This is a genomic window from Primorskyibacter sedentarius (genome assembly GCF_004342065.1).
Classification (GTDB): Bacteria; Pseudomonadota; Alphaproteobacteria; order Rhodobacterales; family Rhodobacteraceae; genus Primorskyibacter; species Primorskyibacter sedentarius.
In genome coordinates this window covers 1-25657 of record NZ_SLZU01000011.1, presented here as the reverse complement: position 1 = coordinate 25657, position 25657 = coordinate 1, and the positions used below count along the sequence as shown (strand labels likewise).

Here is a 25657-nt window from a genome sequence, read left to right as displayed (position 1 = left end):
TCATTCTCCTTTGAAGGCTTGCAACACGGTGCGTGTCGCGGCCACCAGTGGCTCGTGGGTTTCTTTCAGGATCTGCACACGGTCAAAGCGGGCAGGGTCGCGGTTCACCGCCTCGCGCAGCGCCGCCCCGAAGGCCATTCGCAGCTCTGTTCCGATGTTGAATTTGCAGATTGCCGAGCCTCGCGCCAGCGCACGGCGCTGCGCCACAGGCACGCCTGACCCGCCATGGATGACAAGCGGGATCTGGCAGACGGCTTCGACGGCGCGGATGCGCGCCTCGTCCAGACCGCCCTGCTTGTCCTGTTGCAGATGCACGTTGCCGACCGAGATCGCCATGGCGTCCACGCCGGTTTCGCGGGCAAACTGGGCCGCTTCCTCGGGATCGGTCCCGGCAGAGCCTTCGCCGCCCGAATAGCCAACAAAGCCGATCTCGCCTTCGCAGGACACCCCGGCGGCATGGGCCATCTCGGCAATGGCTGCCGTTTCAGCGATGTTCTCGGCCAGCGGTTTGCGCGACCCGTCGAACATCACGGAGGTAAAGCCGCTGTCAATGGCGATGCGGCAGTCCTCGGCGGTGTAGCCATGGTCGAGATGCGCCACCACGGGCACCGAAGCACCTTCGGCCAGATGCCGGAACATCTTGCCCAGCACCGGCAACGGCGTGTGTTCGCGGCATGACGGGCCTGCCTGCAGGATCACCGGGCAGCCTTCTGCCTCTGCTGCCGCCACATAGGCGCGCATGTCTTCCCAGCCCAGCGTCACCAGCCCGGCGACCGCGTGGCCCTGCCGCAGCGCAGGCTGCAGGACTTCTGCTAATGTTTGAAGAGTCATTTGAACTTTTCCACCATGTCCATGATCCCGGGGATCGTGTGCAACTGTTCCTCATGCGTCGGTTGGAAATACTGCTTGAGCGAGCGCTGCGACAGTCCGCCCAGAATGGTGAAATAGTACATTTCATAGCCCGGCAGCGTGCAGCAGGGATGATAACCCTTGTCGATCAGGATCGTTGAGCGGTCCATGATGTGATAGGCATCGCCCGGCTCGTTATCCTCGCGTTGCAGCATTTGCAGGCCAGAGCCCTTGTTCGGCTTGAAGCGGAAATTATACGTCTCGTCGTGGCGTGTCTCGATCAGCTCGCCATTTTCATGGTGGCGGTCGGTATCATGCTTGTGGCTTGGAAATCCGGACCAGCCGCCAGCGCCGACGGTGTAAAGCTCGCTGACCAGCAGACGGCCCACCTTGTCATGCTGGTTGGCGCCCAAGATATGCTTGATCTTGCGATGGGTCTTGGTGTCGTCAGAGCCGTATTGCACAAGGTCAAGCTCTGCCTCGCGCACGTCGAAAGGTTCCAGCACCTTGTCGTATTTCGCCCCGGCGATGAACACTTCGGCGGTGTCGCTGACACAGGTCAGTCGGGTTTTCGCGCCGGAGGGCACGTAGACGCCCTCGGGCTCGCCATCCCAGACATCGGTGCCGCGATTGCCCAGCTTGGCAAAACCCGCGCCATCGACATCCACGTCAACCGTGCCGGTTGCGGGGACGACGCAGGTTTCATAGCCGGGCACCGCGTAGTCGAAGCTTTCGCCCTTCTTGAGGTTGACGATGTTGAAATAGTTCAGCGGCACCAGATCGTGATCGACATCAACGATGGGTTTGTTGCGATTGTCATGCGGCGCAATATGCATTTGTGGGTTTCCTCTTAAACGTCCGTGGGGCCGGAGCGTTCGGCCAGAAAGGCGTCAAGCTCGGCAGTTGTGGGCATGGCGGGGGCGCAGCCGGGTTGGCTGACCACGATGGAGGCGCAGGCAGAGCCGCGCAGCACGGCTTCCTTCAGCGGCCGGTCCTCTGCGATGGCGGCCAGAAAGCCCGCCATGAAACTGTCGCCGGCACCGTTGGGTTTGACGGCGGTAACAGGGTAGATGCCGGTACGGATCTCTTCGTCGCCCGCAAGCGTCAGTGCGCCTTCGTGACCCATCTTGTAGATCACCATCTTGCCGCTGGCGGCAAGTTCGCGCGCCTTGTCGAGACCCTTTTCAATGCCGCCCGCCATGAAGCCGAACTCTTCGTCATTGCCGACGATCAGGTCGCTCTCTTCGCCCGCGCGGGTCAGCACCTCTGAGGCGACCTCTGCCGAGGGCCAGCTATAGGGCCGGTAGTCGATGTCGAAGATCACCGGCAACCCGGCCTTTCGGGCATTCTCGAACGCGCGGAAGGTGGAACTGCGCGATGGCTCGGCCGCAAAGACGGTGCCTGCGGTAATCAACGCCCCGAAATCGGCGTAATTCACCCGGTCGACATCTTCCTCGGTCACCTGGAAATCCACCGCGTTGTTGCGGTAGATCACCAGTTGGAAATCCTCGATGCAGCTTTCGTAAACCGCGAGCGAGATGCGGTATTCGCCGCCCAGCACCTTGAGGTATTGCGTGCCGACACCGTAATGTTTCAGCCGCTTGGTGCAGAACCGTCCCGCCGCGTCATCCGATACCGAGGTTACCAGCGCAGAGCGCATCCCCAGCTTGCAAAGCCCGGCGCAGATATTGGCCGAAGAGCCGCCCAGATCAGCGCGGAAGGTCTCTGCCTCGTCGGCGCGGGTGCCGGGAGGGTCGGCGAACATGTCCATGCCCGCCCGCCCGAACACCGCGAAATTGCCCTTGCGGATTCCGTCAATCAGCGCGCTCATCACACACCCCGCCGTTGCTTGCTGCGGTCCGACTCCCAGTCTTCATGCGCGGCACGCACGCGGTCGCTCTCGGTCACATGCGGTGTGCCGACCTCCCACCAGGCGTGGCCTTCTGTTGTCCATCCCTCATAGGCGTCGACATCCATCACGATCACATAGGATCTGTCCGAGGCCTTGGCGCGCTTGAATGCCACGGCCAGTTCGGCCGGGTTGGCGACTTTCTCGGCCGCGGCCCCCATCGATGCGGCATGAGCCACGAAATCAACACCGAAGGGTTCAGGGATGGTCGGGCAATCTTCCAGCAGGTTGTTGAAGCTCTCGTTGCCGGTGTTGTTCTGCAACTTGTTGATGACGGCGAACCCGCCATTGTCCAGCAGCAGGACGATCAGCTTCTTGCGGCTGAGCACGCTGGAATAGAGATCCGAGTTCAGCATCATGTAAGACCCGTCGCCGCAGAAGGTGATGGTGTCCTGCTCGGGCTCCCGCTCGGCCTGCGCGATGCGCGCGCCCCAGGCGCCTGCGATCTCGTAGCCCATACAGGAAAAGCCGAACTCCACGTCCACCGTTCCGATCTCCAGCGTGCGCCAGTTGGCGGTGACCTCGGCAGGCAGGCCCCCGGCGGCGGCCACCACGCGGTCACGCGGGTCGCACAGGTCGTTGACCACGCCGATCGCCTGAGCATAGGAATTCGGGCGGTTGCCGGGTTTGACGTTCTCGGCGACATAGGCGTCCCACTTGCCACGTTCTTCGCGGGCAAAGCTCACCCAGTCTTCGGGCGCGGTATAGTCCAGCGCATCGGACAGAGCGGTCAGGGACAGCTTTGCGTCGCCCACCACCGGCAGCGACATGTGCTTGCCCGCGTCATGGCGTGCAGCGTTGACAGAGACAATCTGCGCATCCCTGGCAAAGGCGGTCCATGACCCCGTGGTGAAATCCTGCAACCTTGTGCCGACGGCGAGGATGACGTCGGCCTGCTCGGCAATCGCGTTGGCGCTGTCCGAACCGGTGACACCGACCGGGCCGATATTCAGCCTGTGGGTCGCCAGCATATTGGCGCGGCCCGCGATGGTTTCGACAACCGGGATCTGGTGCTTTTCGGCAAAGGCGGTGAGTTCCTTCACGGCCCGCGAATATTGCACGCCGCCGCCCGCGATGATCATGGGGCGCCTGGCCGATTTCAGTGCTGCAACCGCATCGGCAATCTCGACCTGATCGGGCGTCTGTCGGCGAATGCGGTGCACCTTTTTCTGAAAGAACACCTCCGGGTAGTCATAGGTCCAACCCTGCACATCCTGCGGCAAACCGATGAAGGCCGGGCCGCAATCGGCGGGGTCCAGCATCGTCGCCAATGCCGCGGGCAGTGACTGGATGATTTGCGCAGGGTGGCAGATGCGATCCCAGAAGCGGCTGCAAGGCTTGAACGCATCGTTCACGCCAAAGGTCGGATCGTTGTAATTCTCCATCTGCTGGAGCACCGGATCCGGCAGCCGCGTGATGAAGGTATCGCCGCAAAGCATCAGCATCGGCAACCGGTTGGCATGGGCCAGCCCGGCCGCAGTCAGCAGGTTGGCAGTGCCCGGACCCGCGCTGGCGGTGCAGAACATGAAGCGCTGGCGGAGCCACTGCTTGGCATAGCCCGAAGCGGCGAATCCCATGCTGGTTTCGTTCTGGCCACGGTAGAGCGGCAGCTCTTCGCGGACACCGTACAGGGCCTCGCCAAGACAGGTCACGTTGCCGTGGCCGAAGATGCCGAAGCCGCCTCCGCAGACCCGCATTTTCTGGCCGTCAATCTCGATAAACTGGTTGGCCAGCCAGCGAATGATGGCCTGAGCTGTGGTCAGCCGGATGGTGCCGTCTGTCGTAGTCATTTGAGCGATGCCTCCCTAAGAAATCCTGATCATCGACGAAATGTCGCTTGCGAGATGTCTAGACTCACGATACATCGTTTGCAACCGGTTGCAAATCGAAATCGCATCCGATGACCACCGACAGGGAGGAGGCGGTGAAATGGCTGAAATCGGAATAGGTATCCTGGGCGGCGGCTACATGGGCAAAGCGCATGCGGTGGCCATGTCCTCGGTAGGGGCCATCTTTGACACGGCGTTGAAACCGCGCTTGGAAATGGTCTGTGCCACCACACCGGCAAGTGCCGAACGCTACCGCGCCGCCTATGGCTTTGCGCGGGCAACCGATGACTGGCAGGTGCTGGTGAACGACCCAAAGGTCGAGGCCGTGGTGATCGCCACGCCGCAGGAAACCCATCGCGAAATTGCCGAGGCGGCCTTCAAACTGGGCAAGCCTGTCTTCTGTGAAAAACCGCTTGGCGCATCGCTTGAGGACAGTGCAGCGATGGTGGCCGCGGCCCAAGCCGCGGGCGTGGTCAACATGGTGGGTTTCAACTACATCCGCACCCCCGCCAGCCAGTTCGCCCGCAAGCTGATCGCCGATGGCGAGATCGGCGATATCACATGGTTCCGCGGCGAACATACCGAGGATTTCTATGCCGATCCGCAGGCGCCCGCGACATGGCGCACCACCGGCATGGCGAATGGCACGATGGGCGATCTGGCGCCGCACATGATCAACGGTGCGCTGGCGCTGATGGGGCCGATCACACGCCTGATCGGCGCGCATGAGACGGTGCATCACACCCGCCCCGGCGGCGAAGTCACCAATGACGACCACGCGCAGATGATGTGCCGGTTCGAAAACGGTGCCATGGGGCAGATGTATTTCAGCCGCGTCTCGACGGGCCGGAAGATGGGCTATGCCTATGAAATCTCCGGCACGAAAGGTGCGATCCGCTTTGATCAGGAAGATCAGAACGCACTATGGCTCTACCGGATGGAAGGCCCCGAGGCGACGCGCGGGTTCACCAAGATCCTGACTGGCCCCGCGCATCCCGACTATGCGCCCTTCTGTCAGGGGCCGGGCCACGGCACCGGCTATCAGGATCAGATCATCATCGAGGCCAAGGACTTTCTGGAAGCGATCGCTGCGGGCAAACCGCTCTGGCCCACTTTCCACGACGGGCACGAGGTCAACCGGGTGATCGCCGCCACGCTGGCCTCGGCCGACGCCGGGACCTGGATCGACATCGACAAATTTTGACATACGGAGGAGACAGGACATGACAATCAGAATAGGCAATGCGCCCTGTTCCTGGGGCGTGGAATTCGCCAGCGATCCGCGCAATCCCACATGGCAGCATGTGCTTAAGGAATGCGCCGAGGCGGGCTACAAGGGGATCGAACTGGGGCCGGTAGGCTTCATGCCCGAAGATCCCGCCGTGCTGGGCGAGGGGCTGTCGGAATACGGGCTGGAGCTGATCGGCGGCGTGGTTTTCCGCCCCTATCACGACCCGAACGCGTGGGACGACGTGCTGGACGCGACGCACCGGACCGCGAAGGCGCTCATGGCCCATGGTGCCCAGCATATGGTGTTGATCGACTCGATCTCACCGCGCCGCGCGCCTACCGCCGGCCGTGCCGGTGAGGCCGAGCAGATGGACAAGGCCGAATGGACCGCCTACCGCGACCGCCTAGCGGAAAGCGCCCGCATCGGCACCGAGGAATACGGGCTGACGGTCGGCATCCACGCCCATGCCGGGGGCTTTCTTGATTTCGAGCCGGAGCTGGAGCGTTTGCTGGACGAGGTAGACGAGAAGATCCTGAAGATCTGTTTCGACACCGGCCACCATTCCTATGCCGGTTTCGACCCGGTGGCGTTCATGAAAAGGCATATCGGGCGGATTTCCTATATGCACTTCAAGGATATCGACCCTGCAGTGAAGGCAAAGGTGATCGAGAACCGAACTGGATTTTACGATGCTTGCGGTCAAGGCATTTTCTGCAATCTGGGCGAGGGCGACGTGGACTTTCCCGCCGTGCGGCAGGTGCTCCTCGACGCGGGTTTCGAAGGCTGGTGCACGGTCGAGCAGGATTGCGACCCGACGCTTGACCCTGACACGCTGGGTGATGCGCGCAAGAACCGCGAATATCTTGAATCCATCGGCTTCAAATAGGAGGCAAGGACATGGCCAAACTCAAATGGGGCATGATCGGCGGCGGCGAAGGCAGCCAGATCGGGCCAGCTCATCGTCTGGGCGCGCTTGCCGACGGACGCTTTGAACTTACTGCCGGCGCGCTCGATCACCGGGCCGACGAAGGCCGCGCTTATGGGCAAAGGCTCGGCATGGCTGCAGACCGCGCCTATGGCGACTGGAAAGAGATGCTGGCGGGCGAGAAAGGTCGCGATGATCGGATCGACCTGGTGACAGTCGCTACGCCCAATGCAACCCATTTCGAGATCACCAAGGCGTTTCTCGAAGCGGGCTTCAACGTGCTGTGCGAAAAGCCGATGACCATGACGGTCGAAGAGGGCGAGGAAATTGTGCGCGTGGCGCAGAAGTCCGGAAAGATCTGCGCGGTAAACTACTGCTATTCCGCCTATCCCATGGTCCGGCAGGCTCGCGCCATGGTACGGGCCGGAGAGCTAGGCAAGGTGCGGCTGGTGGTCACCAATTTCAGCCACGGCCATCATGGCGACGCAACGGACGCGGACAATCCGCGCGTGCGCTGGCGGTACGATCCCAAGATGGCCGGCGTCTCGGGCCAGTTTGCGGATTGCGGCATCCACGCTTTGCATATGGCCAGCTTCGTCTGTGATGACGAGGTGGAAACGCTTGCTGCCGATTTCGTGTCGACCATCCCGTCACGTGAATTGGAAGATGACGCGATGGTCAACTTCCGCATGACCGGGGGCACTGTCGGGCGGCTTTGGACCTCCTCCGTTGCCATTGGGCGGCAGCACGGGTTCGACATCCAGATTTTCGGTGAAACCGGCGGTCTGCGATGGGCATCGGAACAGCCGAACCAGCTGATCTACACACCGGTCGGTGGCCGCACGCAGATCATCGAAAAAGGCGAAGCTGGGCTGCACGAAGACGCAACTCGGCTGAGCCGCGTGTCGATTGCCCATCCCGAAGGGTTCCCGTTGGCGGTTGCCAATATCTATTGCGATCTTGCGGATGCCATTTCCGGTGAGCCGCGCGACGGGCTGCCCCTTGCGGAGGCCGGCGTGCGCTCGATGGCGGCGGTGCACACTGCCGTGGCCTCGGCGGCCAAAGATGGCGCATGGATGGACGCACGTCCGCCAATGTTCCGTTAACGTCAGGGAGCGGGGCGAGATGTGCCCCGCTCAACCGCAGCGCGGTGCAATTTCGTGCCTTCTATGGCAGTCATTGCGGGTTCGACCGACACCAGAGAGGGGCGCACGGAATTCGGGCCAGACCCGGTGCCCGATCCGCCTTTTCATATCGCGCCGCAAAGCGTCCCGAACCAAGGCATCAGGCAAAAAGATGCGCCACAACGCATGTTGATGTTCGCGGCCATTTCTGCAACCTTTTGCGACATGGGAACAAGCGCTTCTTTCGCGTAAGTTGTTGTGAATAAATAGAAACGATCAAGATATGGAGCAACGGAATGCAGCCTTCGAAATTAATTCTGCAACCGGTTGCAAAATGTCTGCACTAACGCTACGTTAGGCAGTGAGGAACGGGGCGAATCCGCCGCGGAGTTGGAGTAAAAAAGGGAGGAAAACATGACATCAATTATCAAGAAGCTGGCGATGGTCACGGCTGTTGCCGCAGCGCCGATGATCGCGGCGACGGGAGCGTCCGCCGAAGGCGAGAAATACATTCTCGTCAGCCACGCACCGGATAGTGACAGCTGGTGGAACACGATCAAGAACGGCATTGCGCTGGCCGGCGAACAGATGGGCGTTGAGGTCGAATACCGCAACCCGCCCACCGGCGACCTTGCCGACATGGCGCGGATCATCGATCAGGCCGCAGCTTCGGGCCCGAATGGTATCATCACGACGCTGGCTGACCCTGACATCCTTGAAGGCCCGATCCGCAATGCGGTCGACAGCGGCATCGACGTGATCATCATGAACACCGGCAGCCCCGAAAAGGCGCGCGAAATCGGTGCGCTGATGTATGTCGGGCAGCCCGAATACGACGCCGGATATGCCGCTGGCCTGCGCGCCAAAGGCGATGGCATCGGTTCTTTCCTCTGTGTGAACCATTACATCGTGCAACCTTCTTCGCAGGAACGTTGCCAGGGGTTCGCCGATGGTCTTGGCATCGAGCTTGGCAATCAGATGATCGATGCGGGCCAGGATCCGGGTGAGATCAAGAACCGTGTCATGGCGTACCTTTCGTCCAATCCTGACACTGACGCCGTGCTGACCCTTGGCCCGACCTCTGCCGATCCGACGCTTCTGGCGCTGGAAGAAAACGGCATGGCCGGTGACATCTATTTCGGCACCTTTGACCTTGGTGGCGAGATTGTCGAAGGCATCAAGAGCGGTGTCATCGAATGGGGTATCGACCAACAGCCCTTCCTGCAGGCCTACCTGCCGGTAGTGGTGATGACCAACTACCATCGCTACGGCGTTCTGCCGGGCAACAACATCAATTCCGGCCCCGGCTTCGTAACCGCCGATGGCCTTGAAAAAATTGAGGAATTTGCGGGCGAATACCGCTAATTCCACCTATCGGAAGGGTGCCGCCGATCAGGCACCCTTCCCCCTACTTCGCGCCAGAAGAATCCTAACAATTTGGGGAGATGTCGCATGTCCAACGCGGCCCAACCCACGGCAAAGCCCGACGAACGCATCAAAGAAATTTCTGCGTTTCGTAAAGCGTTGATCCGTCCCGAACTGGGTGGCATCGTCGGTACAGTTGCCGTGTTCACTTTCTTTTTGCTGTTTGCTTTCGACAGCGGCATGTTCAACAGTCAGGGGATCATGAACTGGTCCGTCGTCTCGGCGCAATTCATGATCATTGCCGTCGGTGCCTGCCTTTTGATGATCGCCGGAGAGTTCGACCTTTCCGTGGGGTCCATGATCGGCTTCGCCGGGATGATGATCGCGATTTTCTCGGTCACCTATGGCTTGCCGGTCTGGCTCGCAATCATCATGACCTTCGTTTTATGCGTGGCGATCGGTGGGCTGAATGGCTGGATCGTCATTCGCACCGGGCTTCCAAGTTTCATCGTGACGCTCGCATTCCTCTTCATTCTTCGCGGGTTCACCATTTTCCTGCCCCAGGTCATCGAGCGTAAGACGATCATCGGCGGGATCAATGACGTGGCCGAAGGCGACTGGCTCGCGCCGGTTTTCGGCGGCAAGATCCTTGGCAATGTGTTCACATGGCTGGGTGATGCCGGGCTTATCGCGACCTTCGAGCGCGGCACCAAACAGGGCCAGCCGGTCGTTGACGGCATTCCAATGCTGATCGTCTGGGCGATTATCCTGATCATTTTCGGCCATGTGCTGCTGACCAAGACCAAGTTCGGCAACTGGATTTTCGCTGCCGGTGGCGACGCCGAGGCTGCCCGCAACTCCGGTGTTCCGGTCAACCGCGTCAAGATCCTGATGTTCATGTTTACCGCCTTCTGCGCAACGGTCTTTGCCGTCTGCCAGGTGATGGAGTTCGGGTCCGCCGGGGCCGATCGCGGCCTGCTCAAGGAGTTCGAGGCGATCATCGCGGTGGTTATTGGTGGCGCGCTGCTGACCGGCGGATATGGCTCGGTTCTGGGGGCGGCACTGGGTGCGCTTATCTTCGGCGTGGTTCAGCAGGGTCTGTTTTTCGCCGGTGTCGAGAGTTCGCTGTTCCGCGTGTTCCTTGGCGTGATCCTTCTGGGGGCTGTTATCCTGAACACATATATCCGTCGCATCATCACGGGGGAACGTTGAGATGACTGAGGAAACCACGTTTCATCACGGCGACCCCAAGGATCAGGACCGGCCGATCATCGAGATGAAGAACATCGAAAAGCACTTTGGCCGGGTGATTGCGCTGGCCGGTGTCAGCTTCGATGTGAAGCCCGGCGAATGCCATTGCCTGCTGGGAGATAACGGCGCGGGCAAGTCGACCTTCATCAAGACCATGTCGGGCGTGCACAAACCCACCGCGGGCGAGATCTTCTTCGAAGGCAAGCCGATGCATTTCGAAGACCCGCGCGATGCCATCTCTGCCGGTATTGCCACGGTGCACCAGCATCTGGCGATGATCCCGCTGATGAGTGTTTCGCGGAACTTCTTCATGGGCAACGAGCCGGAACGCACGGTTGCTGGGATCAAGTTCTTCGACAAGAAGCATGCCGATGCCGTGACAATGGAAGAGATGCGCAAGATGGGCATCAACCTGCGCGGGCCCGATCAGGCGGTTGGCACGCTGTCGGGCGGCGAACGTCAGACCGTGGCGATTGCACGGGCGGTCCATTTTGGTGCCAAAATCCTGATCCTCGACGAGCCGACCTCGGCACTTGGCGTGCGCCAGACCTCCAATGTGCTGGCGACAATCGACAGGGTCCGCAAGCAGGGGATCGGCGTGGTCTTTATCAGCCACAACGTGCGCCATGCCCTGGCGGTGGGTGACCGGTTTACGGTTCTCAACCGCGGTCAGACATTGGGGACGGCGAAACGGGGCGAGATCACTCCCGAAGAGCTGCAGGACCTCATGGCTGGCGGGCAGGAACTGGCGCAGCTTGAAGGGTCGCTCGGCGGCACCGTTTGACCGCACCGATACCTGACCTCCATTAAAACGAAGAGACCCCGCCATCTTGTGTCATGGCGGGGTTTTTGTCGCGCCCGGAGGGGTGTTCGTGGCGCCCGCGCATATTCGCGAAAGTCTGCCTTCACGCCGGTCAAAAGTCCGGCCTGAAGGCAACGCAAACCAATGCGCGACGTGGCGAGGGCGCCTGGCAATAGTGGGCCTCAGCCCGATCTCGAAAACTGCCGGAGGCCCAGCTTCCGGCAGCTCACGCATGGGCGGCGTTCGGATGGCGGCGAATGCGGGCTCAGAACCCGACGGCATCAGCACCCTTCAGTGCCAGCAACTCGCGAGCCTCGTCAGGGCGCGCAACTTCGAGGCCAAGGCCTTCGATAATCTGGCGCGCGGCCACGACCTGTTGGGCGTTGGTTTCGGCGAGCTCGCCGGGACCGGCCCAGAGCGAATCTTCAAGCCCGACACGCACATGTCCACCAAGGGCTGCCGAGATCGCGGCGATAGGCAGTTGGTTCTTGCCCGCGCCAAGCACCGACCAGCGGTAATTTTCGCCAAACAGCCGGTCGGCGGTCCGCTTCATGTGCATGACGTCATCATAATGCGCCCCGATGCCGCCCATCAGGCCAAAAACCGTCTGGATGAAAAGCGGGCCTTTCACCAGCCCTGCATCGTGGAAATGCTTGAGATTATAAAGATGCGCCGTGTCGTAGCACTCAAATTCGAAGCGGGTGCCATGCTCGGTCAGCGTGGTGAGGATGTGTTCGATATCTTCGAACGTGTTACGGAACAGGATCCCCTTGTTGCCAAGGTAGTCGCGTTCCCACTGATGCTTCAACTGCGCGTCATAGCGCGTGAGCATCGGGAACAGGCCGAAATTCATCGACCCCATGTTGAGTGACGCAAGTTCGGGTTTCCAGGTGGCGGCGGGGCGCACCCTGTCGTGAATGCTCATGGTGGGGGCACCACCGGTGGTGATGTTCACCACGGCGTCGCTCCGCTGTTTGATGACTTGCAGAAAGGGGGTAAACGCTTCGGGGCTTTGGTCAGGTCTGCCATCCTCGGGGTCGCGGGCATGCAGGTGAACCACAGCGGCACCCGCCTCGGCGGCCTCAATGGCGGATTGGGCAATTTGCTGTGCAGTGACAGGCAAGTGTTCCGACATCGAGGGCGTGTGGATTGCGCCAGTCACGGCGCAGGTGATGATGACCTTGCGTTTGGACGCCATGGATCAGTCCTTTTGGTTGAGGGTCGTGTGGAAATTCGCGAGCGTGGCCAGATTGCGATCGCGCAACAGCGGCAGGTCTGCCACGCGATCGGGGGGCAGGGCAGCTGCCAGCTTGTCGGCGGAAGACCGGGTGAATGCCTCGCCCCGGGCGCTGCTGTCTGCCAGCCGTGCCATGGTTGGCATAGATCGCCTGTTTGACGTCGAGCTTTTCAGGGACGTTTTCCTGAACCCAGACCGTCCCCCTCACAGCCTCGGCGAGGGTCTGGTGGATGCTGACGCGGGCCAGGATTGCAAGGTCTGCGCCTGCCGCGAGACACGCCGTTTCCAGCAAGCCATGCGCGGCGCCAAGCACGGCGGGGTTCGCATCCCAAAGCCGAACATCACAGCCCGCGCGGGCAAAGGCGATGGTCCATGCCCGGCCGATCAGGCCGCAGCCACTCACGGCAACTGTTTCATTCATGCGGCCTTCTCCAGTTGCATCGGGGCCGGGTCAGGTTCCGCCCCGCTCCTGTTCATAGCGTTTCAGGGGCGCATCGGTAATATCGCGGACAACAGCCGCTTGCTGGGCGGCTGCGTCTTTGGCGCGCAGCGCGGCCTTTGAGGCGTCATCGCTCTCCTGAGTAACTGTGATTTCAGTTATCGGTCAGAAGAACCTGAGCGAAAGGAAAAGTCTATCATTTGCTGGGTTGGTCGGGGAATTGCCTCGCCGCGACTGATGCAGATGGCGTAGAGGGAGAATTCGTAGAGTAGCCACGGCTGCGCCCCCTGCCTTGGTCCCATCATCGCAAATCCTCCCGCCAAATGCGCGGGTTGGATCAGCCCGATACCCGTCGATAAAGCACGAGCTTTTCAACTGAATCAGCTGGGAGTGGACTCTCTCCACGCGGTCGGGGTCCTCAATTTCGCCGAGGAACTGGAACGCCTCTCGGACGGCCTCCTGACCATTCGGCCCCAACACGACCACGCGCCTGGTGCCGAGCGGGAGGTCATCGAATGCATGGGACTTGCCCTGATCGACATCGCCATCGCATCGACTGGTCCCATGGACGGCTTCAAGACCGAACGCTTAGCTCTTCGTCATCCTTGCCAACCTGAACCTGCCTTTCGTGGGAATGTCCCCTTCGTCCTGATCCTCCCGGCGGATCTTCTTTTCGTCAGCTTCCTGCAATGGCCGCCGTCCCCGCAGAACCGCAACGCCAGTTTGCATCCCGCCCTGACGGATCAATCGAAGGCCAGGACATGCGGACGAAGGGGCATTGGCTGCGCCCCAAATGACCACGCTAATACGTAGGTAGAAGCTGGTATCGGGTGAGCGCAGCAGAGGCGTGACGTCACTTTCTCAGTGGTATGCCGCGACTTTCACGATTGCGTCGGCGACCATCGGGATATCTGCGGCGCGCAGTCCGGCGATGTTCACGCGGCCGGTATTGCTGCCGTAGATACCATGTTCTGCACGCAGCCTTTGCATCTGCGCGGGGCTCAGTGGCAGTATCGAGAACATACCCTTGTGTTGACGCAACGCCTGAAACGAGGCTGGCGCGCCGATGCTTTCCAGTGTGTCGCAGAATGTGGTGCGCAAAGAAGACACCCGGTTGCGAATGGCGGCAAGTTCGGCGGCCCACTGATCCTTGGCGCTGAACACGATATTTGCCACCGCCGCCGCGTGTTCCGGCGGCATGGAGTAATTGGTCCGTCCCAGATTCTCCAGATTGCGGGTCGTGTTCGCAAGCACACCTGAATTCGGCGCCACGATCATCGCAGCCCCAAGGCGATCACAATATAACCCCATATTCTTGGAACAGCTCGCGGCACACAGCACCAGCGGCAGCGCCTCGACCAGATGGCGCAGCCCTGCGGCGTCTTCATCCAGCCCCAAGCCAAAGCCCAGATATGCGATGTCAATCAATGGAACCACGTCGCGCTTTGCGCAGAACGCGGCGATCTCTGCCCAGTCCTCGGCGCTTGGGTCTATGCCCGACGGATTGTGACAGCAGCCATGGATCAACAGCACGTCTCCGGGCCGGGCGTCCGCCAAACTGTTGAAGGCCAGTTCGACATCAATGCCTTCTGCTTGCTGGCGCCAGTGATAGTCGCGCACGTGCAGCCCCGCGGCTTCAAATATCGGGCGGTGATTGATGTATCCGGGATCCGTTGTCCAAACCGTGGCCTCTGGCTGTGCGAGCTTGATAAAATCGCCCAAGAGCCGCAGCGCTCCGGTGCCGCCTACGGTCTGGATTGTCGCTGCCCGTTCCAGCGAAGAGGCCCCGTCGCCAAGCAGCAACCGTGTCATAGAGGCGTTGAAGGCCGCATTGCCAGCCAAGGGCCGGTAAGCTTTGGAACCCGCGGTCGCCGCCAGTTGACGCTCGGCCTCTTTGACGACGTTCAACGTGGGCGTCTGCCCGGTTTCGTCGCGGTAAACACCGACGATCAGGTCGATTTTTTCCGGGCGCGGATCGGCCTGAAATTCCGCAGTGAGGCCCCAGATGGGATCAGGGGACAGTATGGGCAAGTGATGCAGCATCGGTTGAGGCTCCTACGATTTGTTCGCGCGCCAAATGCCAGCGCAAATGACGCAGACGGCGACGAGAATGGGGATGCTGAGCGCTTCGCCCAGCACGGGCCAGGCCAGAACCGCCGTCAGCGCAGGTGCGGCGGCCCCGATGGCGGCGCATTTGTCGGCTCCCAACAGCCTGATCGCGGTGGTATAGGTCAGGCTTGCCACAAGGCCGACCCCAACGCCCTGCACGAAGATGAACGCGATCAATTCGTTGACAGGGCTGGTGACAAGCGCGGTGGGCACAGTGCCCGTTGCGATCAAGGGCAAGAGTATCGCCGCAGAGGGCACAGAGACGAGGGCACCTGCCGTCAACGGGTCCAGCCCGCTGTTGCGCAGACCGATCGTGTAGGCACCCCAGGCAAGGCTGGCCATCAGCAAGCTAACAACGCCCCATGCCATGTGGCTGTCATGGGTGTCTGATGACAAGAGGAGCAGCAACGCGCCGCAGGCAATCGTCAATAGGGCGCAGGCCGCGCGGAAGGTAGGCCGCCGCCCGGTCCCCGCCCAGATCAGCAGGGCCACCGAGACCGGCACCGTTCCCGCGATCAACGCACCGACATGGGTTGCAGAGGTGAGCGCCCCTCCGATGGCGGCCAACGCGAAAAATGGCGCGCCGCCACCGATGGCAATGGTGGCCGCATAGCGCAACGGAAGGGCTCGCAGCTTTTCCCGGCGGAGCCAAAGAAAAGGGCAGAGGACGAGCGCGGGCACGCAGGCGCGAATGAACGCGACATCGGCCACTTCAAGATGAGAGCTCTCGGTCGCCCGTGCTGACAAGGCAAACCCCGCCCAGATGCAAAGGGTGATCCCCATCGCGAAATATCCGAAGACCGTGTCGCGGGGGTAGAAAACAGATGAGGTTGGGTTTGGTACGGAAGAGATCGCATAAGACATGGCAACAGGTCCGGTTGAAGATGTCTTCAGGCTACACGATCGACCGAGGCATTTAGTTGCTAACTATTGCTCGAAAAGATACAATCTTGGCATGTTCTGCTAAGAAATTCGGGAAAATGGACCGGAAAGACCTGCAAATTATCCGGGCATTGCAAGAAAATGGCCGACTCACCAATCAGGATTTGGCGGATGCTGTAAACCTGTCGCCATCTCCGTGTTTGCGGCGAACTCGCGCGCTCGAAGCGGCAGGCGTGATCAAGGGGTATACCGCGATTGTTGATGAGGACGCGTTCGGACTGCCTATCACGGTCTTTGTGCGTATTCGACTGTCCGAACATACCGGCAAGGCGGTGCAGGCGTTCGAGGCCAGGATCCGCGGGATTGACCAAATCCTGGATTGCTATGTCGTCACGGGAAGCGACGATTACATTCTTCGGGTATTGACCCGGGACCTCGCGGATTACGAACGGTTCGTCCGGGAACGTCTGCACCGCATCCCCGGCATCGCATCGATTGATACCAGCTTTGCCTACGGCACGGTGAAACGGTCAATGACACTCCCGCACCCCGATCTGTAAAGAGCGATGTTTCGAGTGGTGGGGCGTCGACGTCCTGCCATTCGATTTCATCTTCAGTTTCGTGACAGGGGCGCCGTTATGGGTGGCATTAGGTTAGGCCCTGTCAGTCAATTTTCTTCCTTGGTTTGCAAGCAAGGAGCGAGCGGCCTTATCTCCCCCCGACCACCCTTTATCAGTCCCGCTTCAGCAGCTTGTTGTACTTCGTGATGAACAGGTCCTTGCCCTTCAGCTTGCGTGTCACGAAATCCCCGGCGGTGAACAGGCTCAGGAAAGAATTGCCGCGCTTGGGGCCAAGCGGCACAAGGATCGGGGCCTTGGAACCCCATGGCTTGTAGGGCTTGATCTCTTCCAGCTGTTTGCCTGCCATCAGCCCCTTCAATGTGGCCTTGAGCCAGGGTAATTCGCGGCTTATGGCGACGATGGTCATGCCGTCGCCCGCATCGGCCACGTCCCCGGCAGCAAAGACATTGGGCAGTGATGAGGGGCGCAGCCACGCGTCCACCTTGACCCGGTTCGCGCCGCTTGTCTGAGCGCCGGGCAGGCCGGTGACCAGAGCGGAACTGGCGCGGGAGCCGAGAACCGGGAAAATCAGGTCGAACCCGTGTTCCGACCCGTCCGAAAGCTTCAGGCGACCGCTGAAGGGTTCGGTCAGGCTTTGCAGATCCTCCGCCCTTTGTCCAAACTCGATGGTCACGCCGGCGTCGCGCAGCTTACCCGCCAATGCGGTGCCGAGCTTTTCCGGCATGGTCGGAAACAGGCGGTCATTGTCCGAGATCAGCGTGATTTTCTTGTCCGGCATGGCAAAGGCGATCTCTCCGGCCAGTTCGATGCCCACGGCCCCGGCACCGACGATGCCGATGGACTGCGCCGCCTTGAGCTGGCCGTGAATGCGCTGGTTGGCCTGCCGCAGCCCGTCGATATCGTCGCCCACAGGCTTGAAGGGCGTAGCATTGGACGAGCCGGTGGCGACGACGATGTAATCGGCCTCGACCTTCTGACCATCGGCCAGCGTCACGCCATTGGCATCAATGCCGCTTGCACGGTCGCGCAAGACACGGCCGCGGCTAAGCAAGCGGTCATAGGGGATCAACGCGCGGTCAAGCAGGGATGGATCGACAACAGCTCGGATCATCGCGGGGGCATGCACGAAATGGCTGCGCGGTTCGATCAGGGTGATGTCGGCGGTGTCATCAAGCGACTTGGCCAGATCGGCCCCAAGATAGCCGCCTCCGACGATGGCAATGCGTTTGGACATTATGAAGGTTCCTTTCCGGGGGGGCACTGGGCCGACGGTCCGAATCAAAGGCCACGTTAGATTTGACATTAAACGGGGCGCTGACGGGGGCTAGGCGGCGTCCGTCATTTCTTTCAGATTGCGCAGATACTTGGGCAGCCTGCTCTGGCTGCCGATTTACAGCAGTGCAGTGGTAGATTGACGGCAAAATACAAGCGGCGCGGGGATCGCGGCTCGGATCGGTTGACCGCGGCCCGCCCTTTTTGCGGCGATCAGGGGGGCACAGTTGTGTCTCCAGCGACAGGGGGGGCGGGACAGTGCATTTCTGCGCCTTTAAAGCAGCGGGTAGAACCTCAGAATGCTGATGGCGTGAGTGGTCTTCGCATGGCGCGGCCTGCGCGATGTTGGTGCGTGAGATAGTCGCCAAACCATTGCTGCCGAAGCAAACGGTACGGCGGTCTATCACGTCAACTCAAATCGACATTCGCCTCGATGCCGAGTGCTGACAATGCATCGGGCACCGAAACGCCGGTGTTTAGCGCGTGCTTCGCGACCCGAGCGGCCTCTTCGTAGCCGATGATCGGAACCAGCGATGTTGCCAGCGCCAGACTGTTTTCCAAAAGCGCGCCGCACCGGGCCTCGTCGGCCTCGATGCCGACCACGCAGCGGTCGGTCAGGCACGTCATGGCGCGTTTCAGAATGCGGATGGACTGCAGGATGTTGAAGATCGCAACGGGCTCCATCGCGTTAAGCTGCAGCTGTCCGGCCTCTGCCGCCATCGTGACCGTCAAATCGTTGCCGATCACCTGAAAAGCGACCTGGTTCACGACTTCCGGGATCACCGGATTGACCTTGCCGGGCATGATCGAGGACCCCGCCTGCACCGGGGGCAGATGGATTTCGCCGATACCGGAGCGGGGGCCTGAACTGAGCAGGCGCAGGTCGTTGCAGATCTTCGACAGCTTCACCGCGACCCGTTTGAGAATGCCCGAAAAGGCGACGAAGGCGCCAAGATCGGACGACGCCTCGACCAGATTGCGCGCGGGCTTCAGTGGCCATCCGCTGATCTGCGCCAGTTGCGCCACCGCCACCTCGGTATAATTCGGTGGGGTGTTCACGCTGGTGCCGATGGCCGTGCCGCCCAGATTGACCTCGGTCAACAGCTTGGCCACGTCCTGCAGCCGGTCGATATCCTCGTCGATCGTATTGGCGAAGGAACGGAACTCCTGGCCAAGCGTCATCGGCACCGCATCCTGCAACTGCGTGCGGCCGACCTTGGCGATGCCGTCGAACTCGGCCGCCTTGGCCTCGAACGCATCGCGCAGGCGCTGATGTTCGGCGGTGAGCGCGGGCATTTTCTGAAGCACTGCGAGGCGGAGCGCGGTCGGGTAGACATCATTGGTTGATTGCGACTTGTTCACGTCGTCATTGGGGTGCAGGTGGCGGTAATCGCCAAGCGCATGGCCCATCGACCGCAGCCCGAGGTTTGCGATCACTTCGTTGGCGTTCATGTTGGTCGAGGTGCCCGCGCCGCCCTGCATCATGTCAACGATGAAAGCATCGTGATGCTGATCCGAAATCAGCGTGTCGCAGGCCACGGCGATGGCTTCGGCCTTGGCAAGTGGCAGCACGCCAAGCCTGCGGTTTGCGCTTGCGGCGGCCTTCCTGACCATGGCAAGCGCACGGACAAGTTCAGGGAAATCCGAGAGCAGAACGCCGGAGATCCGAAAATTCTCCTGCGCCCGAAGCGAGTGAATACCGTAAAGAGCATCATCGGGCACTTCGCGGTCGCCGAGAGAATCGTGTTCCTTGCGCATGTCGCTTTCCTCGATTGCGTTTCAACGGCAGATGTCGCCCGACGGCTGCCTTTCGGCAAGTAGGGGAGTTCGCATGTCGATCAATTTTGATGCTGGTTGGCGCTCTTTTGGGCAAGGCCTGCAAACGGCGCTGACACCATGGCATCTGGTCCGCAGGGGGAGATCCGGGGCATTACTTGTGGAAACGGCGCGGCGCGCGTCAGCAACAGCCGAGGCAGCATGATGTCCATCCTCTTGATACACACCGGCGGCACCATCGGCATGGAGCAGACCGAACATGGCTTCGCGCCCCGGGCTGGGATTGTCGAAGATGCGGTGGCCGATCTGATCGCCAGCGGACAGGTCGCGGGGCCGGTCGAGATCCTCCGCCTTGATCCGCTGATCGATTCCGCCCAGGCCACGCCCGAGGACTGGCGACGCGTGGCGCAAACCATCCATCACGCGTCAGAAAGGCATGAAGCCTTTGTCGTGACCCATGGCACCGACACGCTGGCCTATACCGCTGCGGCGCTTTGTTTGGCGTTGGCAGGGTTGCGCAAGCCGGTCATCGTGACCGGCGCCATGCTGCCGCTGACGGTGGAGGGCAATGACGGGGGCGCCAACCTGATCGCGGCGCTGGACGTCGCAAGGACAGCAAAACAAGGCGTATGGGTCCAGTTTGGTGGGCGTCTTCTACATGGTGCGCGGGTGCGAAAGTCGCATTCCCGGGCCTTTGACGCCTTCGAAGACACAGCCAGCGACAGCCCACCGCTGCTGGCCGCCACGCACCCCTCGCTGAACGATGTCCGCACCCACAAGGTCGGGATACTGTCTGTCGCCCCCGGTTGCTGCACGTCGCTTTTCGCGCTTGCGGCCGAGGCCTGTGAAGGGCTGGTGCTGCGCTGTTTCGGGTCGGGGACGGCCCCTGACACGCCCGAGATGCGCGCGGCGTTGCAATCGGCTTTTGCACGGCAGGTGCCGGTTCTCGCGGTCAGCCAATGCCCCGAGGGCGGGATGCGCTTGGGCACTTACGCGGCGGGTAAGGTGCTGCAGGAGACCGGCGTGGTCGATGGGCGCGACATGAGCCCAGAGATGGCGTTTGCAAAAATGCAGTTCGCCCTGAGCCTTTCGCCCGGTTTTGAAACCCGTAGCAAGTTCCTCGGCACCAGCCAATGCGGAGAGATGCTCGACCCTTCAGAAGGGGGGTAGGCAGCCCTCGCCCCTCGCTAGTTGATGCTGGTTTGGCACCAATCCGCGTGTCATCAACGCAGGGTAGTGAAGGGCCAAACCCTGCATTGTTACGTAGGGTTCACTCATCAATGGCGGAACACCGCATAACTGAGGGACATGAACAATGGAATTTCTGGAGTTGATCTTCGGCAAGATCGGAGACCTGACATGGGGCTGGTCACTGATTCCGATCCTGGTGATTTTCGGGTGCTTTATCACCATCGCAACTGGCTTTGTGCAGTTCGAGTATTTCACGCGCATGTTCCGCGTGCTTTCAAACAAGAACAACACCGGTGATCCGGACCAGATTTCCGCCCGCGAGGCGCTGCTGGTTTCAGTCGGCGGGCGTGTGGGCGGCGGCAATATTGCCGGTGTCGCGGTGGCGATCACGCTTGGCGGCCCCGGAGCCGTGTTCTGGATGTGGGCCATCGCCCTGGTCGGCATGGCGACAAGCCTTGTCGAATGTTCGCTGGCGCAGCTATTCAAGCGCAAGGTCGGCGAGAAAACCTATCGCGGGGGTCCGGCGCGGGCCATCATTCACGGCCTGGGCAAGGAATACCGTTGGCTGGCGGTTGTCTATGCGGTCTGCCTGATCGCCGCCTTCGGCCTCGGCTTCAACGCCTTCCAGGGCAATACCGTTGCAGGCGCTGTTCAGGACAGCCTTGGCATCGACCGTATCTGGACCGGCATCGGCCTTGCCGCCATTTCGGGTGTGATCATCTTCGGCGGTATTCACCGCATCGCGAAAGTCGCGGATGTCGTCGTGCCGGTCATGGCCATCGGTTATCTGCTCATGGCGGCGGCCGTGATATTGCTGAACATCACCAGCGTTCCTGGCGTGATCTATGACATCGTCGCCAATGCCTTTGGCTTTCAGGAAGCCGTCGGTGGCGGCATGGGGGCGGCCATCGCACAGGGTCTGCGCCGCGGGCTGTTCTCGAACGAGGCCGGTCTTGGCTCGGCGCCCAACGTCGCGGCGACCGCAGAAGTGCGCCATCCGATTAGTCAGGGCATCACGCAGTCCTTCTCGGTCTTCATCGATACAATCATCATCTGCTCGTGTACGGCGTTCGTGATCCTTTTGGGGGATGTCTATGTGCCGGGCGCAGAGGGCATCGACGGCGTGGCCCTGACCCAGCAGAGCATGGTTTCGCATCTGGGCGGATGGGCGCAGTATTTCCTGACGGCGGCAATCCTGCTCTTTGCCTTCTCGTCGGTGATCTACAACTACTACCTGGGCGAGAACGCGATGACCGTGCTGACCAAGAACCCGATGGGCGTCCTGGTTCTGCGGATCGCAATCATCGGCATCGTCTTCCTCGGGGCCATGGCACCGGCGGCGACCTCGGTGTTCTTCTTCTCTGATCCGATGATGGGCATTCTTGCACTGGTCAACCTCTTGGCGATCATGATGCTCTTCCCGGTGGCGATGCGGCTTCTGCGCGACTTCCGCCGCCAGCTCAAGGCCGGTGTGGAGCGCCCGGTGCTGAACCCGGACGACTTCGCTGACCTCGATATTGACCGCGAGGCATGGAAAGCACCGGCGGCCTGAGCCCCGGCAGATATGAAAACGGCACAGGCTGCGGCACCGCGCTGCGGCCTGATGCATTTCCCAGTGCCGCGTCCCGTCGCCGCAGGAGCGATTTTCGATCCGGCAGTCCGGCATTCCCATCCCGCAACGAGTGCGCTACCACTTTGTGCAACATGACCTGAAGGTAGGCGGGCGATTGTCTAAAGATCTTCCAGAAAACCTGCGGCTGCTGTGCAGCTATCATCCCTCGATCGCCGAGGTCTGCCGCAGGCTGGGGGCGAACCGATCACAGTTCAATCGCTACCTCAACGGCCAGACGCTGCCCTCGTTGCGGCTGATGCGCAAGATTTGCGATTTCTTCGGTGTCGAAGAGGCCGAACTGCTGATGCCGCACAGCCGATTCCAGGAGTTGATCCGGCTGAAGCCGCAAGGTGGCGGTGCCGATATCGAACGCAACCAGTTGCGCAGCGAAAGCGAAAAGATCCTGCAGGCGTCGCTGCCACGGCTCGAAGCCTATTCCGGCTATTATTTCACCTATTACAATTCGATGTCGAACCCGGGCAAGGTTCTCAAGGGGCTGACGCGGATCTATCCCACTTCCTACAGCATGAACGTCAAGACTCTGGAGGTGATCGGGCGGCGTGGCCATGGCGGTTTTACCTGCAAGTATCAGGGCGGCTGTTTCATGCTTGGTGACAGGCTGTTCATCACTGCGATGGAAACGCTGACCGGGAACGAGGTGATCCAGATCATCCTTTATCCCAGCTACACCAACCGCATCCGCCACCTCAGCGGCATCATGTCGGGCGTATCGGCCCATGCGACCCGTGCCCCTGCCGCGACCCAGATCGCGATGGAGTTCCTTGGCACGCAAGTCAATCCCCGCAAGTCGCTGGCGCTTTGCGGGCTGTTTGATCCGGATGATGATGAGGTGCCGGACATGGTCAAGCGGATGATTTCCGGTCACAGCGATCCGGCGTCGCATCTGCTGATGGCGGCGCCCGGCTGATCCTGTCTAACGCTGCACAGGCGGGAGGACGGATTTCTCTACCAGCCCGCGGGCAAGCAGCCTGGTGACATCCACCAGATCCTTGCCCGTTTCGCCGCAAGGGATAAGCGGCAGTTCGGTGCAGGCGAGCAAGACCGTCTCGCTCTCCAGCGTGCCGATCAGATCGTAGAAGCGGAACATCATGTCAGAATGCGTGCCCCCAAAGCGTTTCACGTCATAGATGATCTGGTGCAGAAGCGCAGGGTCTTTCGGGGTCTCGACCTCAAACTTGTCGGCGAGCCGGTGATAGGCGGACCACCGGTCCATTTTCGTCACCGGCGCAGCCCCCAGAAGCGCCACAGAGGACAGTCCCCGGTCTTCGAGATACGCCTCGACCACATCGCAGACCGAGATCATCTCGGCCGTGCGCGGCACAGCTTTGATCTGGTGCTCGTAGTAATTCAGCGTGTTGCAGGCGATGGCGATGAAATCCGACTGCGTCGCAAGGTCGTCGAAGGCCCGTTCAAGCTCCGGCCAGACGGCGATGTCATTGCTCTCAAGCTCCATCGAGAGCCCAAGTACGGGCGACGAGACGATGCGCACATATGGCCCGTCGAGATCGCCAAGATACCTTTCGCCCAGCAGCGACTTGGTCTCTTCGATGACCTTCATCCAAAGGTCCACGCCGGCTTCGGGGCCGGACCCCGCGACCAGCCCGATCCGGCGGCGTTCGCTGCGCGGCAGGATTTCCAACGCTGTCATAAGTCACATCTCCGTCAAGCGCGCTCGCCGTGTCGAAACTCTCCGCCGACCACGGGCATTTCATCAGAAACCGAATTGAAATGGGCTTTCGCAGGGACGCGTCGAGGCGTCTCTACCTGTGCCAAAGATGGCGTCCATCAGCGTCCGTTGCCATGTAGCTCTTCCCGAGGCACGGCGCGCGCCAGTCTTAGTGCTGCCACATGGACGATAGCAACAGAGATGGCCTGTTGGGCCGCGAAGACCATCGAATAGGTCTTCGATTGGTGTCGCGTCGATCAGATGGGTTTTCCATCTGCCGAATGGTGAAGCCACGCAGATAGTTCATTGGCCCTCCCGACCGTTCGGCTGCCTTAGCCGTGTCGTCAGAGGGCAGATTTCGCAGCAAGGCAAAGTAGAAAGTGATGCAGAACGGCTGTACCTTATCTTTGGCGAAAAAGCGCCAATAGCGGCGGGGCGGGCCATGTCGGCGCCATTGTGGCGCTGCGCCGCTTCGTGAACAATCAGCCGTTCGAGCGGCTCGCGCAATACCAAAAGCTTGTACGCGGTCATCGCATTAGGGTCTGCCAGAAACCTGGTAGCGAGAAAGGCCATCGCTGTTCTGCATCGGCTGTCAGATCGGAATGTGGTCCGCCCAGCAGGAAAACCCAATTTCGAGTGCTAGCAGCATAATTGGGTTCTGAGGCGTGTCTGAGGCTGACGGAGGTCCCCATTGACCTATGCTGTATCTGGTTCAATGGCGTCGTTGAGGACGTCAGCATTCTAACGCGGGGCTTCGGACTCCCGCTGCGCGCTTATGCTCTCCTGTTCGGTCAGGCAGGCCCATGCCAAATGCGATCTCATTTGCGCGTAGTCATAAAGGACACAGTTTGTTGAAGATTTTTACCAATTTTCCTATAAACGCCATCTTCTCTCGCCCTTTTAACAACGCATTAACCGTCTTCTGATCACCATCCGTCGGTCCTTCAATTGACGAGAAGCTACGACCATGAGGAATTGCGAACCCGCTACGTCTTGTGCAATCGTCCTGTGCGGCGCCGGACGATGACCAGATCCATCAAGGACCAGCTCGCTCAGCAGATGAAGAAGCATCTTTGGCCCGAGCGCACAGCCGCCAGCGGGCAATCGAAGGCAGACCCCGTGACCGGGTTTTCTGAGGCGGCAATGCAGGGGCTGGCGGATCTTGAGGCGCGCATTCCTCCGCCGGGATCCGCGACCAGACCGGCCTACATGCCAACGTATAAGCATACCGACCGCCTGTCGCCGGATGCCGCCGCAGGGGGCGGGGTGCTGAAGGACGAGCATGGCAACGCGCGTCCGCATTACTGGGGGCACCGCGAAAGACTGCGGACCCGGTTTCTCGCGGGCGGGCACAAGGCCATGCCTGAATACGAATTGCTGGAGCTTCTGCTCTTCAACGCGATTGCGCGCATCGATGTCAAACCGCTCGCCAAGCGCCTGCTGGCGACCTTCGGAGATTTGAACGGCGTGGTGGCAGCCTCCGAGCATCGCCTCTTGCAGGTTGAGGGCGCGACAAAGAAGGTCTACCTGCAATTACGGATCGTTGAGGCCCTTGCACAGCGCATGGCACAGGCAAAGGTGCTGGA

At 60.9% G+C, this 25657-nt stretch carries 23 protein-coding genes and 1 pseudogene; 12 read left to right on the top strand and 12 right to left on the bottom strand.

What is annotated here, in order from left to right:
* From EDD52_RS14690 to iolD, 4 genes are read right to left on the bottom strand one after another with little or no spacing between them, the layout of a single operon-like run.
* Positions 1 to 831 carry a class II fructose-bisphosphate aldolase gene (locus tag EDD52_RS14690; RefSeq protein ID WP_132246281.1) on the bottom strand — a complete coding sequence of 277 codons (831 nt, stop codon included), beginning with the start codon at positions 829 to 831 and terminating at the stop codon, positions 1 to 3.
* Positions 828 to 1685 carry a 5-deoxy-glucuronate isomerase gene (locus tag EDD52_RS14685; protein ID WP_132246279.1) on the bottom strand — a complete coding sequence of 286 codons (858 nt, stop codon included), beginning with the start codon at positions 1683 to 1685 and terminating at the stop codon, positions 828 to 830. Before EDD52_RS14685 ends, EDD52_RS14690 begins: the two co-directional genes overlap by 4 nt.
* Before the next feature lie 14 nt (positions 1686 to 1699).
* Entirely contained in the window at positions 1700 to 2680 is a 981-nt protein-coding gene (gene iolC, locus EDD52_RS14680; RefSeq protein WP_132246277.1) for a 5-dehydro-2-deoxygluconokinase, read from the bottom strand.
* The gene (gene iolD, locus EDD52_RS14675) at positions 2680 to 4548 is read right to left on the bottom strand and encodes a 3D-(3,5/4)-trihydroxycyclohexane-1,2-dione acylhydrolase (decyclizing) (RefSeq protein WP_132246275.1); all 1869 of its coding nucleotides are present in this window, start codon (positions 4546 to 4548) and stop codon (positions 2680 to 2682) included. The genes iolC and iolD overlap by 1 nt, the downstream gene beginning before the upstream one ends.
* A gap of 139 nt (positions 4549 to 4687) precedes the next feature.
* Here iolD and EDD52_RS14670 point away from each other — a divergent pair, with 139 nt between their 5' ends.
* From EDD52_RS14670 to EDD52_RS14645, 6 genes are all read left to right on the top strand, one after another.
* Complete coding sequence (locus EDD52_RS14670; protein WP_132246273.1) at positions 4688 to 5791, top strand: Gfo/Idh/MocA family protein; 1104 nt, start codon at positions 4688 to 4690, stop codon at positions 5789 to 5791.
* 19 nt (positions 5792 to 5810) lie between these two features.
* Positions 5811 to 6704, top strand: coding sequence for a TIM barrel protein (locus EDD52_RS14665; protein WP_132246271.1), 894 nt, complete (start codon positions 5811 to 5813; stop codon positions 6702 to 6704).
* A gap of 11 nt (positions 6705 to 6715) precedes the next feature.
* A complete protein-coding gene (locus tag EDD52_RS14660; protein WP_132246269.1) occupies positions 6716 to 7849 on the top strand; it encodes a Gfo/Idh/MocA family protein in 1134 nt (377 codons plus the stop codon).
* A gap of 432 nt (positions 7850 to 8281) precedes the next feature.
* Positions 8282 to 9232: a sugar ABC transporter substrate-binding protein gene (locus EDD52_RS14655; protein WP_132246267.1), complete on the top strand. Its 951-nt coding sequence runs from the start codon at positions 8282 to 8284 to the stop codon at positions 9230 to 9232.
* A gap of 87 nt (positions 9233 to 9319) precedes the next feature.
* Positions 9320 to 10444, top strand: a complete 1125-nt coding sequence (locus EDD52_RS14650) for an ABC transporter permease (RefSeq protein ID WP_132246265.1) — start codon at positions 9320 to 9322, stop codon at positions 10442 to 10444.
* Position 10445: 1 nt separating this feature from the next.
* Positions 10446 to 11267: an ATP-binding cassette domain-containing protein gene (locus EDD52_RS14645; protein WP_132246263.1), complete on the top strand. Its 822-nt coding sequence runs from the start codon at positions 10446 to 10448 to the stop codon at positions 11265 to 11267.
* A 283-nt stretch (positions 11268 to 11550) separates the two neighbouring features.
* On the opposite strand, the gene kce is transcribed toward EDD52_RS14645, so the two are convergent.
* The 3 genes and pseudogenes from kce to EDD52_RS24025 all read right to left on the bottom strand — a co-directional run.
* Entirely contained in the window at positions 11551 to 12483 is a 933-nt protein-coding gene (gene kce / locus EDD52_RS14640) for a 3,5-dioxohexanoate:acetyl-CoA acetone transferase (protein WP_132246261.1), read from the bottom strand.
* A 3-nt stretch (positions 12484 to 12486) separates the two neighbouring features.
* A complete protein-coding gene (locus tag EDD52_RS24030; RefSeq protein ID WP_243651964.1) occupies positions 12487 to 12657 on the bottom strand; it encodes a hypothetical protein in 171 nt (56 codons plus the stop codon).
* Between the two features lie 58 nt (positions 12658 to 12715).
* A pseudogene (locus EDD52_RS24025) lies at positions 12716 to 12943 on the bottom strand (3-hydroxyacyl-CoA dehydrogenase NAD-binding domain-containing protein); the annotation flags it as partial.
* A gap of 537 nt (positions 12944 to 13480) precedes the next feature.
* Here EDD52_RS24025 and EDD52_RS14630 point away from each other — a divergent pair.
* The gene (locus tag EDD52_RS14630) at positions 13481 to 13774 is read left to right on the top strand and encodes a hypothetical protein (protein ID WP_165907554.1); all 294 of its coding nucleotides are present in this window, start codon (positions 13481 to 13483) and stop codon (positions 13772 to 13774) included.
* Positions 13775 to 13822: 48 nt separating this feature from the next.
* Here the strand turns inward: EDD52_RS14630 and EDD52_RS14625 are convergent, their stop codons facing one another.
* A complete protein-coding gene (locus tag EDD52_RS14625; RefSeq protein WP_132246255.1) occupies positions 13823 to 15004 on the bottom strand; it encodes an amino acid aminotransferase in 1182 nt (393 codons plus the stop codon).
* A 12-nt stretch (positions 15005 to 15016) separates the two neighbouring features.
* Positions 15017 to 15934 carry a DMT family transporter gene (locus EDD52_RS14620; protein ID WP_207906033.1) on the bottom strand — a complete coding sequence of 306 codons (918 nt, stop codon included), beginning with the start codon at positions 15932 to 15934 and terminating at the stop codon, positions 15017 to 15019.
* A gap of 116 nt (positions 15935 to 16050) precedes the next feature.
* On the opposite strand from EDD52_RS14620, the gene EDD52_RS14615 reads away from it, so the two are divergent.
* Positions 16051 to 16512 (top strand): Lrp/AsnC family transcriptional regulator, encoded by a 462-nt coding sequence (locus EDD52_RS14615; protein ID WP_132246542.1) that lies wholly within the window; start codon positions 16051 to 16053, stop codon positions 16510 to 16512.
* A gap of 172 nt (positions 16513 to 16684) precedes the next feature.
* Here EDD52_RS14615 and EDD52_RS14610 read toward each other — a convergent pair whose 3' ends face one another.
* Together EDD52_RS14610 and EDD52_RS14605 are read right to left on the bottom strand one after the other, a co-directional pair.
* The gene (locus tag EDD52_RS14610) at positions 16685 to 17767 is read right to left on the bottom strand and encodes an NAD(P)/FAD-dependent oxidoreductase (protein WP_132246253.1); all 1083 of its coding nucleotides are present in this window, start codon (positions 17765 to 17767) and stop codon (positions 16685 to 16687) included.
* A gap of 446 nt (positions 17768 to 18213) precedes the next feature.
* Complete coding sequence (locus EDD52_RS14605) at positions 18214 to 19563, bottom strand: aspartate ammonia-lyase (RefSeq protein WP_132246251.1); 1350 nt, start codon at positions 19561 to 19563, stop codon at positions 18214 to 18216.
* 222 nt (positions 19564 to 19785) lie between these two features.
* On the opposite strand from EDD52_RS14605, the gene EDD52_RS14600 reads away from it, so the two are divergent.
* The 3 genes from EDD52_RS14600 (at position 19786) to EDD52_RS14590 (ending at position 23312) form a co-directional block, all read left to right on the top strand.
* On the top strand, positions 19786 to 20751 hold the full coding sequence (locus tag EDD52_RS14600) for an asparaginase domain-containing protein (RefSeq protein ID WP_132246249.1): 966 nt from the start codon (positions 19786 to 19788) through the stop codon (positions 20749 to 20751).
* A 145-nt stretch (positions 20752 to 20896) separates the two neighbouring features.
* Positions 20897 to 22324 carry an alanine/glycine:cation symporter family protein gene (locus EDD52_RS14595; RefSeq protein WP_132246247.1) on the top strand — a complete coding sequence of 476 codons (1428 nt, stop codon included), beginning with the start codon at positions 20897 to 20899 and terminating at the stop codon, positions 22322 to 22324.
* Positions 22325 to 22499: 175 nt separating this feature from the next.
* Positions 22500 to 23312, top strand: a complete 813-nt coding sequence (locus EDD52_RS14590) for a helix-turn-helix domain-containing protein (protein WP_165907553.1) — start codon at positions 22500 to 22502, stop codon at positions 23310 to 23312.
* A gap of 6 nt (positions 23313 to 23318) precedes the next feature.
* On the opposite strand, the gene EDD52_RS14585 is transcribed toward EDD52_RS14590, so the two are convergent.
* Positions 23319 to 24053 carry an aspartate/glutamate racemase family protein gene (locus EDD52_RS14585; RefSeq protein WP_132246243.1) on the bottom strand — a complete coding sequence of 245 codons (735 nt, stop codon included), beginning with the start codon at positions 24051 to 24053 and terminating at the stop codon, positions 23319 to 23321.
* Between the two features lie 1041 nt (positions 24054 to 25094).
* Between EDD52_RS14585 and EDD52_RS14580 the strand changes: the two genes are divergently transcribed.
* Positions 25095 to 25657, top strand: a 563-nt coding sequence (locus EDD52_RS14580; RefSeq protein ID WP_424449918.1) for a UPF0758 domain-containing protein, incomplete at its 3' end; no start/stop codon positions are given.

Coding starts and splice junctions, on each gene's coding strand:
- EDD52_RS14690 (WP_132246281.1), bottom strand. CDS start 831: ATGACTCTTCAAACATTAGCAGAAGTCCTGCAGCCTGCGCTGCGGCAG.
- EDD52_RS14685 (WP_132246279.1), bottom strand. CDS start 1,685: ATGCATATTGCGCCGCATGACAATCGCAACAAACCCATCGTTGATGTC.
- iolC (WP_132246277.1), bottom strand. CDS start 2,680: ATGAGCGCGCTGATTGACGGAATCCGCAAGGGCAATTTCGCGGTGTTC.
- iolD (WP_132246275.1), bottom strand. CDS start 4,548: ATGACTACGACAGACGGCACCATCCGGCTGACCACAGCTCAGGCCATC.
- EDD52_RS14670 (WP_132246273.1), top strand. CDS start 4,688: ATGGCTGAAATCGGAATAGGTATCCTGGGCGGCGGCTACATGGGCAAA.
- EDD52_RS14665 (WP_132246271.1), top strand. CDS start 5,811: ATGACAATCAGAATAGGCAATGCGCCCTGTTCCTGGGGCGTGGAATTC.
- EDD52_RS14660 (WP_132246269.1), top strand. CDS start 6,716: ATGGCCAAACTCAAATGGGGCATGATCGGCGGCGGCGAAGGCAGCCAG.
- EDD52_RS14655 (WP_132246267.1), top strand. CDS start 8,282: ATGACATCAATTATCAAGAAGCTGGCGATGGTCACGGCTGTTGCCGCA.
- EDD52_RS14650 (WP_132246265.1), top strand. CDS start 9,320: ATGTCCAACGCGGCCCAACCCACGGCAAAGCCCGACGAACGCATCAAA.
- EDD52_RS14645 (WP_132246263.1), top strand. CDS start 10,446: ATGACTGAGGAAACCACGTTTCATCACGGCGACCCCAAGGATCAGGAC.
- kce (WP_132246261.1), bottom strand. CDS start 12,483: ATGGCGTCCAAACGCAAGGTCATCATCACCTGCGCCGTGACTGGCGCA.
- EDD52_RS24030 (WP_243651964.1), bottom strand. CDS start 12,657: ATGGCACGGCTGGCAGACAGCAGCGCCCGGGGCGAGGCATTCACCCGG.
- EDD52_RS14630 (WP_165907554.1), top strand. CDS start 13,481: ATGGGACTTGCCCTGATCGACATCGCCATCGCATCGACTGGTCCCATG.
- EDD52_RS14625 (WP_132246255.1), bottom strand. CDS start 15,004: ATGCTGCATCACTTGCCCATACTGTCCCCTGATCCCATCTGGGGCCTC.
- EDD52_RS14620 (WP_207906033.1), bottom strand. CDS start 15,934: ATGTCTTATGCGATCTCTTCCGTACCAAACCCAACCTCATCTGTTTTC.
- EDD52_RS14615 (WP_132246542.1), top strand. CDS start 16,051: ATGGACCGGAAAGACCTGCAAATTATCCGGGCATTGCAAGAAAATGGC.
- EDD52_RS14610 (WP_132246253.1), bottom strand. CDS start 17,767: ATGTCCAAACGCATTGCCATCGTCGGAGGCGGCTATCTTGGGGCCGAT.
- EDD52_RS14605 (WP_132246251.1), bottom strand. CDS start 19,563: ATGCGCAAGGAACACGATTCTCTCGGCGACCGCGAAGTGCCCGATGAT.
- EDD52_RS14600 (WP_132246249.1), top strand. CDS start 19,786: ATGTCCATCCTCTTGATACACACCGGCGGCACCATCGGCATGGAGCAG.
- EDD52_RS14595 (WP_132246247.1), top strand. CDS start 20,897: ATGGAATTTCTGGAGTTGATCTTCGGCAAGATCGGAGACCTGACATGG.
- EDD52_RS14585 (WP_132246243.1), bottom strand. CDS start 24,053: ATGACAGCGTTGGAAATCCTGCCGCGCAGCGAACGCCGCCGGATCGGG.